This window comes from Bartonella sp. CM120XJJH, from assembly GCF_042194715.1.
Taxonomy (GTDB): domain Bacteria; phylum Pseudomonadota; class Alphaproteobacteria; order Rhizobiales; family Rhizobiaceae; genus Bartonella.
In genome coordinates, this window is the sequence record NZ_JBHINE010000012.1 from 20,938 (window position 1) to 34,209 (window position 13,272).

At 37.3% G+C, this 13,272-nt stretch carries 6 protein-coding genes; all 6 read left to right on the forward strand.

The window, feature by feature from the left end; translation table 11 throughout:
• The first annotated feature begins 694 nt into the window (after positions 1–694).
• The 6 genes from ACFIKU_RS06125 to ACFIKU_RS06150 all read left to right on the forward strand — a co-directional run bounded on the left by ACFIKU_RS06125 (position 695) and on the right by ACFIKU_RS06150 (position 13,012).
• Positions 695–2,320 carry an ABC transporter substrate-binding protein gene (locus ACFIKU_RS06125; protein WP_375656975.1) on the forward strand — a complete coding sequence of 542 codons (1,626 nt, stop codon included), beginning with the start codon at positions 695–697 and terminating at the stop codon, positions 2,318–2,320.
• Between the two features lie 926 nt (positions 2,321–3,246).
• Positions 3,247–4,878 carry an ABC transporter substrate-binding protein gene (locus ACFIKU_RS06130; RefSeq protein WP_375642597.1) on the forward strand — a complete coding sequence of 544 codons (1,632 nt, stop codon included), beginning with the start codon at positions 3,247–3,249 and terminating at the stop codon, positions 4,876–4,878.
• A gap of 910 nt (positions 4,879–5,788) precedes the next feature.
• Positions 5,789–7,420 (forward strand): ABC transporter substrate-binding protein, encoded by a 1,632-nt coding sequence (locus ACFIKU_RS06135; protein ID WP_375642598.1) that lies wholly within the window; start codon positions 5,789–5,791, stop codon positions 7,418–7,420.
• Positions 7,421–7,817: 397 nt separating this feature from the next.
• Positions 7,818–9,248, forward strand: coding sequence for an exodeoxyribonuclease VII large subunit (gene xseA, locus ACFIKU_RS06140; protein WP_375642599.1), 1,431 nt, complete (start codon positions 7,818–7,820; stop codon positions 9,246–9,248).
• A complete protein-coding gene (locus tag ACFIKU_RS06145) occupies positions 9,226–9,852 on the forward strand; it encodes a DNA-3-methyladenine glycosylase I (protein ID WP_375656976.1) in 627 nt (208 codons plus the stop codon). The genes xseA and ACFIKU_RS06145 overlap by 23 nt, the downstream gene beginning before the upstream one ends.
• A gap of 1,534 nt (positions 9,853–11,386) precedes the next feature.
• Complete coding sequence (locus tag ACFIKU_RS06150; RefSeq protein WP_375656977.1) at positions 11,387–13,012, forward strand: ABC transporter substrate-binding protein; 1,626 nt, start codon at positions 11,387–11,389, stop codon at positions 13,010–13,012.
• The last annotated feature ends 260 nt before the right edge of the window (positions 13,013–13,272 follow it).

A 13,272-nucleotide genomic window follows, 5' to 3' on the forward strand; every position in this document is an offset into this window, starting at 1 on the left:
TATATTCAGATATTTCAACCTTAGTGCATTGAAAAGATCTTTTTTTCTGAAAAAATATAAGCAATGAATTGAGTGTTGTTAAAGGAGCAAAGATATTTAAAATACGATATTGAAAAAAGTTTTGTTATGTATGTCCGCGTGAGGGAATATCAGAGGTTTGTGGTGCTCGTGCTCCTTTTATTTGGAAATAAGATATAATTAGAAGTCGTTATTTAGCGGGGGATTATGGAAAAATTCAAAATTCCTTTTGCAGAAGGGGTAGAGGTGGTTGACGTTGGCCGATGGGCAAAATTTTCTGTTTTATGAAATATCAAATTATTATGAGACTCTTTGTTATTAAGGTTTTTGAGCTAACGGGGGATAGTCCTTTGATGGCATAAAAACGCTAGAATAAAGAAGGGACAAGCTTGCCTGATAAGAGAGAAAAAATCTTTGTTTTATAGCTTTCAATGGTAGACGTTGTAATATTATCAATAGATTTGTGATGGGTTATGTCATTCATCATATATTAAATTATTTTTCGGTGCATATTGGGGCTTGTTAAGTATGGACAGGAGGAAAGGTTGGTAAGTGGTGCTGTTTTAAAATTTTAATACTTTGTTTTAGGGGCCTATGGATCGTCTAACCTTATTATTAAGCATGTTCTTGTTGCGTGGGAAATTTATATAATAAACTTTATTTAAAAGGAAAATTTATGAACTTGAAGAAAAAAATATTGAAAAATAGCGGTTCTCTTGTTTCTGCTCTTATTGCACTGGGGGTAGTTGTACAACAGGCTTCAGCAAAAACACCTAGCGATACCCTTGTGATGGCTTGGAATCTTGATGCAATCAGTACGTTTGATCCTGCGCAGCTCAATGATGTTTATGGAAGTGAAATTATCGACAATGTTTGTGATAACTTGGTGAGTACTGCGACAGATGATCCTGCTAAAATGGTTCCTGCTTTAGCAACACATTGGGATGTTTCAGGTGATGATCACAGTACGGTGATTACCTTTCATTTGCGTGATGGTTTGAAGTTTAATAATGGCAGATCAGCCAATGCCAATGATCTTGTTTGGGGTATGAAGCGGATTGTCAAATTGAAGATGAGTAATGCAGCAATTTTTAATGAATATGGAATTACAGAACAAAATGTTGATGATGCTTTGCAAGCTCTTGATGAGAAAACAGTGGTGATGAAATTTGATAAGCCTTATCCAGCAGAGCTCATTCTTAATAATATTGTTGCGAGTCGTGCAACAGCTTTGCTTGATCGTAAGACGATTATGAAACACGAAAAAGATGGCGATTTGGGAAATCAGTATTTGAAGAGTCATGCTGCTTGTGTTGGTCCTTATCAGTTAAAAAGTTGGCGCCCTGGAGAAGCTCTTTTGTTGCGTGCAAGCTCTCACTATTGGGGACAAGCACCTAAACTGAAGCAGATTTTAATTCGCCATGTTGCGGAGCCAGGAACACAACGCTTGTTGTTGCAAAAACATGATATTGATGTTGCTCGTAATTTGACACCTGAAGATCTTGCTGATCTGCAAAAAACAACAGATGTTAAAATCAAGGAAGTGTTAGAACCATCCATGATGTACTGGGGATTCAATATGACGAATCCCATTTTTGCTAAGGAAAAAGTACGCTTGGCGATGCGTTATCTCATAGATTATGAAGGTCTTGGCAAGAAGCTTCTTAAAGGGATTGGTATTCCACGGGCAAGTTTTATTCCTCTTGGCAATCTTGGGGCTTTGGATGAAAAAGAAGGACAACCCTTTAAGCTTGATATTGCAAAAGCCAAGCAGCTTTTAGCAGAGGCTGGCTATCCAAACGGATTTGAGGCAAATTTTCTCGTGTCAAATTCTCCTTATACTTTGTTACTTGCTCAGTCACTTCAAGATAGTGCTGCAAAGGCAGGAGTGCGTCTTAAAATTGAGCGATTGGCAGGTACACAGTTGTTTTCCAAACTTTATGCCCGAGCTTTTGATACAATTTTTGTCGGATGGAATAATGATTCTGCGGATCCTCATACAATGGCTTCACGTCTTGTTTATAATCCAGATAATCGGTTTGAGGCAAAAAATACAGCTTATCCTAGTTGGCAGTATGGGTATTTTGATGCCAAGATGAATCAAAAAGTTGAAGAGGCGTTGTTTCAAAAAGATCCGCAAAAACGGGCGCAGATATATGCTGATTTACAACGTGAATTGATGCAAAAAGGACCTTATGCGTTTATCTATCAGAAATATACTGTTATCGCGATGACGCCTGATATCAAAAAGTGGGTTTGGAATAGTGCGCCACATATTTTTTATAGTAAAATTGAAAAATAAGCGTGTCTTCAATGCCGTTCAATAGATAAAGGACATCGTCATGATATATTCGGCGTATTGTATAAATTTTCAAGCTTTGCAATACGTCGAAGATCATAGGTAATGCGTGATATATTGTTGAATGTCTTTTCATAACATTCGTTTAAAGAGGTTTTTCATTCTCATTAGAGGTGTGTTTGTGTGGATGTTAAGATTGAATATTTCAATTTCTCTGAATTAGAAAGTGGTCAATTTATTTGTTAAAAACTGAGTATAACATAAAAGAACTAAGAGCAACAAATGTCGCGGAATGTAGTAGTGCTAAAGGTGCAGAGGTTTTGCGATGTTAAAGGAAAGTTTTGTTATGGGTGGGTACACAAGAGATATCAGTTTTTTATGGTGTTTATATTTTCTTTTACTTTAAAAGATGATGAGATGCCAATTAGAGGGCGTTATTTTATGGGGAGTGATGAAAAAAATCAAATTTTCTTTTGAAGAAGGAATAAAAGTTGTTGCACTTAGCAAACTAACGAATTTCCCTGTTTTATGAAATCGTCAAATTATTATGAAGGCTCTTTGTTATTAAGGTACTTGAGCCGAAAGGGGTAGTTATTTGATGGTATACAAAACGCTGGAAGAAATAAGAGACAAGCTTGCTTAACAAGATAGAAAAAATACTGGTTTTATAGTCTCCAATAGTAGGCGTTATGGTATCGTGAATAAGCTCTCTGTTGTTGGTGAGCTTTCATTGTATATCAGAGTGTTTTCCTTTTGTATGTTTTGGTTTGGCTTATAAATGTAGACAGGAGGAGGCATTGGCAAGAGCTGCTTGTTCTTGAAGGTTTTAAAGTTTGGTCTTTAGGAGCCTACAGTTCGTCTAAACTTAATTATTAAGCACGTTTTGCTGAATGGGGAATTTATACAATAAACGTTAAAAGGAAAATTCTATGAACGTGAAAAGAAAAATATTGAAAAAGAGCAGTTCTTTTGTTTCTGCTGTTCTTGCAATGGGGATGTTTGTGCAACAAGTTTCAGCAAAAACACCTAGCGATACGCTTGTGATGGCTTGGAATCTCGATCCAATAAGTACATTTGATCCTGCACAACTCAATGACCGTTATGGAGTTGAAGTGGTTAACAATATTTGTGATAATTTAGTTGTTTCTGCTACAGATGATGCTGCTAAAATGGTTCCCTCGTTAGCAAAGAGTTGGGATGTTTTAAGTGATGACCAGAGTACGGTGATTACTTTTCATTTGCGCGATGGTTTAAAATTTTATGATGGTCGTTCTGCTTATGCCAATGATCTTGTTTGGGGTATGAAGCGGGTTGTGAAATTGAAATTGTCCAATGCGGCAACATTTAATGAATATGGGATTACAGAACAAAACGTTGATGAGGCTTTTCAAGCACCGGACGACAAAACTGTGGTGATGAAATTTGATAAGCCTTATCCAGCAGAACTCATTCTTAGCAATATTTCCACTAATCGCACTGCTGCCTTACTGGATCGTGTGACACTCATGAAAAACGAACAAGATAGCGATATGGGAAATCGATATTTGGCAAGCCATTCTGCTTGTGTTGGTCCTTATCAGTTAGAGAGTTGGCGTCCTGGAGAAGCTCTTTTATTGCGAGCAAGCTCCAATTATTGGGGGGAGGCGCCTAAATTGAAGAAGATTTTAATTCGCCATGTTGCGGAGCCTGGAACGCAACGTTTATTGTTAGAAAAACACGATATTGATGTTGCACGTAATCTGATGCCAGAGGATTTGGCAGATCTCCAAGCAACAACGGATATTAAGGTTGAAAAAGTGTTGGCGCCCTCCATGATCATATGGGGTTTTAATACGACGAACCCTATTTTTGCCAATGAAAAAGTGCGTTTAGCGATGCGCTATCTTATTGATTATGAAGGACTCGGTAAGACTCTTCTCAAAGATGTTGGCATTCCCCGTGCAAGTTTTATTCCTCTTGGTAATCTTGGAGCTTTGGATGAAAAAGAAGGACAACCCTTTAAACTTGATCTTCAAAAAGCCAAGCAGCTTTTAACAGAGGCAGGTTATCCGGATGGTTTTAAGGCCAATATTTTTGCAGGAGCATCTCCTTATCCTTTTGCTTTGCCTATTGCTCAGTCTCTCCAAGACAATGCAAAAAAGGTTGGAGTACGTTTTAAAATTGAACGTTTTGTAGGTACGCAGTTGTTTTCAAAATTTTATGCACGTGGTTTTGATACAATTTTTTTCGGATGGAATAATGGCTCTGCGGACCCCCATACAATGGCTTCACGTCTTATTTATAATCCTGATAATCGTCTTGAGGCGAAAAATACAGGCTATGCGAGTTGGTGCCATGGATATTTTGATGAAACTATGAATCAAAAGGTTCAAGATGCGTTGTTTCAAAAAGATCCAAAGAAACGGGTGCAAATGTATGCTGATTTGCAACGTGAATTTATGCAGAAAGGACCTTATGCTTTTATCTATCAGACATATGTTTCTGTAGCGATGGCACCTGATGTCAAAAAATGGGTTTGGAATAGTGCACCACGTATTTTTTATAGTGCAATTGAAAAATAAGAAGGTATCAAGGTTTATAAAATATAAAAAACATGATCATGATATATTTGATGTATTGCAAAGCTCTTTAACACTTTGCAATACGTTGAATTTTATCGGGAATGGATTACTATGTTGTGTAGAGAATTTTATTTCAAAACGTTCTATTGGGGAGAGAGGTTATTTATCTCGATAAGTTTCACGTATATAGATATTAATATTTGATATTTCAATTTATGTGTATAAAAAAATAATAAATTTGTTTGTTGCAAAAGACAGATGTAACGAATAAAGCAAAATTTAGTGTTTCTGAAAAAATGGGGGACTTTAAAATGTTTTGGTGAGAAAAACTGTTGTATGCAGGTACGTGGGGAAACATCAAGCTACTCTTCTCATATACCTCAGGTTACATTCCTTATGACTTAAAATATGATAATCTATAGGTTCGAAGCTGTTATTTGATACGGAGTTATAATAAAGTTCCAATTTTCTTCTGAAGAAGGGTGAAAATGGGGTTACGAAAAAATTTATTCAGGATTGTCAAAATATCAAATTGTTTTGAGTTTTTTGAAGCAATGAGAGTAGCGCTTTGATGATACTTTTTAGAAAATCGCAAGAAGAAACTTGAAGAAGAAATCTTTTTGATGAAGCAAAGAAGAGTTTTGGTCTGATATGCTCTGAATTATAAGTGCCGTGATATCGCGTGCTATCTTGCGTGATAGCTTTATTTTAATCAGATCGTTTTGCGTTGCATATGTTCGTTTGTCCTATACGTGTTTGGGGGAATGAGCTTTTGAAAAGTGGCTGCTGCTCTTGGAGGTTTTGATATTTTACCTCTAGGAGGCGTGTTTTCTAATCATGATCTTATCATTTTTGCATGTTGTCACATGGGAAGTTATACAATAACCTTAAATCTTAAAAGGAAAATTCTATGAACGTGAAAAGAAAAATATTGAAAAAGGGCAGTTCTTTTGTTTCTGCTGTTCTTGCAATGGGGATGTTTGTGCAACAAGTTTCAGCGAAAACACCTAGCGATACGCTTGTGATGGCTTGGAATCTTGATACAATAAGTACATTTGATCCCGCACAAATCAATGATCGTTATGGTAATGAAGTTCTTGTCAATGTTTGTGATAATTTAGTCGTTTCTGCTACAGATGATGCTGCTAAAATGGTTCCCTCGTTAGCAAAGAGTTGGGATGTTTCAAGTGATGATGACAGTACGGTGATTACTTTTCATTTGCGTGATGGTTTGAAGTTCAATGATGGTCGTCCTGCGAATGCCAATGATCTGATTTGGAGCATGAAGCGGGTTGTTAAATTGAAGATGGCTACTGCGGCGACATTTAATGAATATGGTATCACAGAACAAAACGTTGATGAGGCTTTTCAAGCACTGGACGACAAAACGGTGGTGATGAAATTTGATAAACCTTATCCAGCAGAGCTTCTTCTTAGCCATTTTGCCACTAGTCGTACTCTTGCTTTGCTTGATCGTGAGACACTCATGAAACACGAAAAAAATGGTGATATGGGAAACCGGTATTTAGCAAGCCATTCTGCTTGTGTTGGTCCTTATCAGCTAGAGAGTTGGAGTCCTGGGGAAGGGATTTTGTTGCGTGCAAGCTCCAATTATTGGGGTGAGGCGCCTAAATTGAAGAAGATTTTAATTCGCCATGTCGCGGAACCTGGAACACAACGTTTATTGTTGCAAAAACACGATATTGATGTTGCACGTAATTTGATGCCAGAGGATTTGGCAGATCTCCAAGCAACAACGGATATTAAAGTTGAAAGAGTGTTAGAGCCATCCGTGATCATATGGGGATTCAATGTGACAAATCCAATTTTTGCCAATGAAAAAGTGCGTTTAGCGATGCGCTACCTTATTGACTATGAAGGACTCGGTAAGACTCTTCTCAAAGATGTTGGTGTTCCACGTGCAAGTTTTATTCCTCTTGGTAATCTTGGGGCTTTGGATGAAAAAGAAGGACAACCCTTTAAACTTGATCTTCAAAAAGCCAAGCAACTTTTAACAGAGGCAGGTTATCCAGATGGTTTTGAGGCCAGTATTTTTGCAGGAGCATCTCCTTATCCTTTTGCTTTGCCTATTGCTCAGTCTCTCCAAGACAATGCAAAAAAGGTGGGGGTGCGTTTTAAAATTGAACGTTTTGTAGGTACGCAGTTGTTTTCAAAACTATCTGCACGTACCTTTGATACAATTTTTTTCGGATGGAATAATGATTCTGCGGACCCTCATACAATGGCTTCACGCCTTATTTACAATCCTGATAATCGTCTTGAGGCTAAAAATACAGCCTATGCGAGTTGGTGCCATGGGTATTTTGATGAAACTATGAATCAAAAGGTTCAAGATGCGTTGTTTCAAAAAGATCCAAAAAAACGGGCGCAAATGTATGCTGATTTGCAACGTGAATTTATGCAGAAAGGACCTTATGCGTTTATCTATCAGACGTATCATACCGTAGCGATGACACCTGATGTCAAAAAATGGGTTTGGAATAGTGCACCACGTATTTTTTATAGTGCAATTGAAAAATAAGAGGCTATCAAGTTTATAAAATACAAAAACATGATCATGATATATTTGATGTATTGCAAAGTTCTTTAACACTTTGCAATACATTGAATTTTATCGGGAATAGATTACTATGTTATGTAGAAAGTTTTATTCTAGGAATTCTTATGAAAGATGTGTTTGTGTAGATGTTAAGATTGAATATTTTAACTTCTATTGATACAATTTTCGGGTGGGATAATGACTCTGGACATCCCCATACAATGGCTTCAAGTTTTTTACAACCTTGATAATCGGTTTGAAATTAAAAATATAAGCTGTTCTAGCTGGTGTTATGGGTATTTGGTAAAGCTATAAATCAAAAGTTTAAAGATGTTTTGTTTCAAAAAGATTCACAGAAACGGGCGTAAAGAATTGAAAAATGGTAAGTTTGTTTAGTGAAAAAACAGGTGTAACGAATGTAGCAGAATTCACTGTTTCCGAAATAGCAGGGGCTTTAAAGCGTGTTGTTGAAGAAAAGTTTGGCTATGTACGGGTGCGTGGAGAGATATCAGGTTACCGTGGTACTCATGCTTCAGGACATGCTTATTTTGCTTTAAAAGATGATAAGGCACGGTTGGAAGCTGTTATTTGGCGTGGAGTGATGGAAAAGCTCACATTTCCTCCTGAAGAAGGGATGGAAGTGATTGCTGTTGGTAAACTTACAACTTATCCAGGGTCATCGAAATATCAAATTGTCATTGAGTCTCTTGAACCAACAGGGGTTGGTGCTTTGATGACACTTCTTGAAAATCGTAAGAAAAAGTTTGTAGAAGAAGGCTTGTTTGATGAAGCAAAGAAAAAACCTTTGCCTTATATGCCCCGAATTATAGGCGTTGTAACATCACCAACAGGTGCTGTTATTCGTGATATTATTCATCGTATATCCGATCGTTTTCCGTTGCATATTTTGGTTTGGCCTGTACGTGTTCAGGGGGAAACAAGTGGGAGAGAGGTAGCTGTTGCTGTTGAAGGTTTTAATGCTCTTGCTCCAGGAGGACTTATTCCAAAACCTGATCTTATTATTGTTGCACGGGGAGGGGGAAGTTTAGAAGATTTGTGGGGGTTTAATGATGAAGCTGTTGTTCGTGCTGTTTATGCCTCTGCTCTTCCGGTTATCTCTGCTGTTGGGCATGAAACAGATTGGACTTTGATTGATTATGTTGCTGATTGGCGCGCTCCAACTCCCACAGGAGCTGCAGAAAAGGCTGTTCCTGTTAAGCTTGATCTCGAAGTGTATGTGGCGTCTCTTGGTGCCCGTTTACGCAAGGGATTGATGCGTTATTTTGATTTTCATCAACAGAAATTGCGTGCTATTATAAGAGGGCTTCCGACTGTCGATCAACTTTTTGCTCTACCACGGCGTGGTTTTGATGAAATTTCAAGTCGATTGCTGCGCGCTCTTCATGTGAGCTGCGATAAAAAACAAATTTCTTTTCATGCGCTTGCTATACGTTTTTCACCGCGTTTACTGAATACTGAAAAAGCACAACGCAATACAAAAGAATATACGGCGCGCTTTCATCGTGCTTTTGTGCGTAGTGTGGAAAAACAACGTGCCCAAATGGAGCTTGCATCTAGGCTTTTAAAAAGCACTTCGTATCAAAATATTTTAGAGCGTGGTTTTGTTTTGGCTTTGGGGAAAGATCATAAGCCTATCAAACGGTTGGTTCAGTTTCCTGAAACAGGGCAAATAAATTTACGCTTTTTTGATGGAGATATCAGTGTTGCAACACAAGAACCTGTTTTTTCTAAACGGTCAAAACACAAGCAGATAAAGTCGCCAAGCGATGATCAAGGAACTCTCTTTTAATACGGTTAATGCTATGCTTACGGAAGGTCTTCTTAAGGGAGTGGATGGAAAAGTTCGTTGCGCATGGGCTGGAACGGATCCACTTTATTGTGCTTATCATGATACCGAATGGGGAAAGCCTGTTTTTGAGGATATTCGTTTGTTTGAGAAAATTTGTCTTGAAGGTTTCCAAGCGGGACTTTCTTGGTTTACAATTTTAAAAAAACGTTCTTTTTTTCGCATTGCATTTGATCACTTTGATTTTGAAAAGATTGCTCATTATGGTGAGCCAAAGGTGAAAATGTTAATGCAGAATAAAGGCATTGTTCGTCATCAAGGAAAAATTCAATCGGTACTTAATAATGCATTGAGAGCACAAGAAATTATAACCGATTGGGGGAGTTTGTCCCACTATTTTTGGTCTTTTCAGCCACCACCATCAGAGCGTTATGAAAAGATAGACTTTCAAACACTGTCAGCCCATCCTATAACCCCTGCTTCTCTTCGTCTTTCTCAAGACTTGAAGAAACGTGGCTGGACATTTGTTGGTCCTACGATTTGTTATGCTTTTATGCAGTCCGTAGGGATTGTTAATGACCATCTTGAAGGATGTTTTTGTCGATAAATTGGCAAACTTCCTTTTGTAAGGGTAATGATCAATAAGATAATATTGAATTATTTAATAAATGTATAGATTATACAACTCCGCTGTATAAGATAATCGAAATATACAAACTATACAATATTCATGATTTTCTACTTTTGTTGGCATTAAAAACGATAAGGGTATATTTTTGAGGATGAAAAAATAGGTGCAAAAAGGAGTGATATCTTAACTGTTATGTATCTGAAGTTAGATAATAGTGATGCCTTGTATATTTTAAAGAAACATTTAGTACACCAAAGACCATTTCGCGACGCTGCTCGTGAATGGTATGATAGTAAATCCATTGTGCACTCCATCTTGATGCTTATGAAGGAGAAAATCGGCACTATCACACACTTTACGAGCTCCCAATGTTGTGCAAAAGTCTTTGGCATTTATAATGGTTCAGAAGAGCTGTTGTTCTTTCCGTTAATGATATGACCGTTATAACTAATGAATATTTTATTCCTGTTTATTGACAAATGCAAAGTGGTTTTTAGATGGGGTGCTGTTATTGTATTGCTTTACTTTGCCTGTATAACTGTTGGTTTATTTGTATATAGGTCGATTGCCCAATACTTATCTAGGCAATAAAAATGAAATGCAGCGATGAAAAATTGAAGTTAAATGACTCAAGCTGCTTGTGTTGGGTTTTATTATCTGATAGCTTCCCTCCATTAGAGAGGAATTTTGCTGCGTGTGAGCTCCAGTTTTGGGAGGATACTTAAGCTCAGACAGACTGGTATTCACTGCATTGCTTCATTGAATCTCTGTATGTTTCCGCTGGAAACGAGAGTTTTGTTGCGATATGTTGCTTTCTGTTCTGTTTTTATAGTGGTAAAGCAATTGCACACTAAAGTTTAGAAGGGTTTATATTCGTTATGTCTTTTTGGGGGGGGGGTCTAATGAATTTTGTTTTTATCAATGAGGGAATGCATTTTAGTGTGTGTTCTTTTATTTCAAGCTTTATTTCTCAAAAGATAAAGCTTGAAAGGAATGATTCTTCTCATTTTTCCTTTATCTTTGTTAACGCGTTTGATTTTGTTGGTAAAAACGTAAAACTTTTGATACTTAGTTTTCAAAAGATTAAGCAGATTTTTGTGAGGGGGTAGAGTTTTAGAAAAGATATTTTCTTATGTCGTTCTGTTATTTCAGTGCAGCTTTGATCATGTAGTAAAGATGTGTTGCATCTTGAAACTGAGTGTTTGAGGGGGCAATTATTTTTTTTAAAGCTCACTATTTTGGGGAGGCTACAAGGCTTATTGATGATTAATGGGGGACTGGTGTAGTGCATTATCATATGGAAAGAAAGGTTATGAAAAGAATGTAATGCTGGTTAGCAAAACATCTATTCATGTACGCTATGGTTTTATTGAGGCTTAAACCAATGAATTTATAAAGTGGATGACTCTGTATAGGCGATTAGAACGTATTTGTTCAATGTGTATAATTATAAATTTACCATGTGATTTCAGTGTCATTAATTGATAAAAAATAAATAAAGGGAAAATTTATGAACTTGAAGAAAAAAATATTGAAAAGTAGTGGTTCTCTTGTTTCTGCTCTTATTGCACTGGGGGTAGTTGTACAACAGGCTTCAGCAAAAACACCGGCTAATACTCTTGTGATGGCTTGGAATCTTGATGCAATCAGTACGTTTGATCCCGCCCAGAGCAATGATGTTTATGCAAGTGAAATTATCTACAATGTTTGTGATAACTTGGTGAGTACTGCGACAGATGATCCTGCTAAAATGGTTCCCGCTTTAGCAACGCATTGGGATGTTTCAGGTGATGATCACAGTACGGTGATTACCTTTTATTTGCGTGATGGTTTAAAGTTTAATGATGGCAGATCAGCCAATGCCAATGATCTTGTTTGGGGTATGAAGCGGATTGTCAAATTGAAGATGGCAAATGCGGCAATTTTTAATGAATATGGAATTACAGAACAAAATGTTGATGATGCTTTGCAAGCTCTTGATGAGAAAACAGTGGTGATGAAATTTGATAAGCCTTATCCAGCAGAGCTCATTCTTAATAATATTGTTGCGAGTCGTGCAACAGCTTTGCTTGATCGTAAGACGATTATGAAACACGAAAAAGATGGTGATTTGGGAAATCAGTATTTGAAAACTCATGCTGCTTGTGTTGGTCCTTATCAGTTAAAAAGTTGGCGCCCTGGAGAAGCGATTTTGTTGCGTGCAAGCTCTCATTATTGGGGACAAGCACCTAAACTGAAGCAGATTTTAATTCGCCATGTTGCGGAGCCTGGAACACAACGTTTGTTGTTGCAAAAACATGATATTGATGTTGCTCGTAATTTGACACCTGAAGATCTTGCAGATCTGCAAAAAACAACAGATGTTAAAGTTGAAAGAGTGTTAGTGCCAACTATGATGTACTGGGGATTTAATACGACGAATCCCATTTTTGCTAAGGAAAAAGTACGCTTGGCGATGCGTTATCTCATAGATTATGAAGGTCTTGGCAAGAAGCTTCTTAAAGGGATTGGTATTCCACGGGCAAGTTTTATTCCTCTTGGTAATTTTGGGGCTTTGGATGAAAAAGAAGGGCAACCCTTTAAACTTGATATTCAAAAAGCCAAGCAACTTTTAGCAGAGTCCGGTTATCCAAACGGATTTGAGGCAAATTTTCTCGTGTCAAACACTCCTTATACTTTGTTACTTGCTCAGTCACTCCAAGATAGTGCCGCACAGGCAGGGGTGCGTCTTAAAATTGAACGTGTAGCAGGTACACAGCTATTTTCAAAAGTAAATGCACGGGCTTTTGATACGGCTTTTGTCGGATGGAATAATGATTCTGCGGATCCTCATACAATGGCTTCACGTCTTATTTATAATCCAGATAATCGGCTTGAGGCTAGAAATACAGCTTATCCTAGTTGGAAGCATGGGTATTTTGATGCCAAGATGAATCAAAAAGTTGAAGAAGCGCTATTTCAAAAAGATCCGCAAAAACGGTCGCAAATATATGCTGATTTACAACGTGAGTTGATGCAAAAAGGACCTTATGCGTTTATCTTTCAACAATATAGCGTTGTCGCGATGACCCCTGATGTCAAAAAGTGGGTTTGGAATAGTGCACCGCGTATTTTTTATAGTGCAATTGAAAAATAGTGTGTCTTTTTAGCGGTATCAAAGCTAAAAAGAGCTTAATCATAATTGCATGATGAAAATATTCTTCCACATAAAAACTCTTCAGTTTTTTAAAGGATGAAATTGTGAGGGATGTTTGTACAGTATATGGTTGAGATTGTTTATTAAGGAGGGATGGATATAGAAAGTTATATTGGGGAGGATCTTTGTTTATGACTACAGATTCTCTGCATCCCGAATATAGATTGATATAGGAGAGAATTATTTTATAGATGCTTAGT

Bases quoted from the DNA above. Each gene is read 5' to 3' on its own strand.
- ACFIKU_RS06135 (WP_375642598.1), top strand. From the start codon at position 5,789: ATGAACGTGAAAAGAAAAATATTGAAAAAGGGCAGTTCTTTTGTTTCT.
- xseA (WP_375642599.1), top strand. From the start codon at position 7,818: ATGGTAAGTTTGTTTAGTGAAAAAACAGGTGTAACGAATGTAGCAGAA.
- ACFIKU_RS06145 (WP_375656976.1), top strand. From the start codon at position 9,226: ATGATCAAGGAACTCTCTTTTAATACGGTTAATGCTATGCTTACGGAA.
- ACFIKU_RS06130 (WP_375642597.1), top strand. From the start codon at position 3,247: ATGAACGTGAAAAGAAAAATATTGAAAAAGAGCAGTTCTTTTGTTTCT.
- ACFIKU_RS06125 (WP_375656975.1), top strand. From the start codon at position 695: ATGAACTTGAAGAAAAAAATATTGAAAAATAGCGGTTCTCTTGTTTCT.
- ACFIKU_RS06150 (WP_375656977.1), top strand. From the start codon at position 11,387: ATGAACTTGAAGAAAAAAATATTGAAAAGTAGTGGTTCTCTTGTTTCT.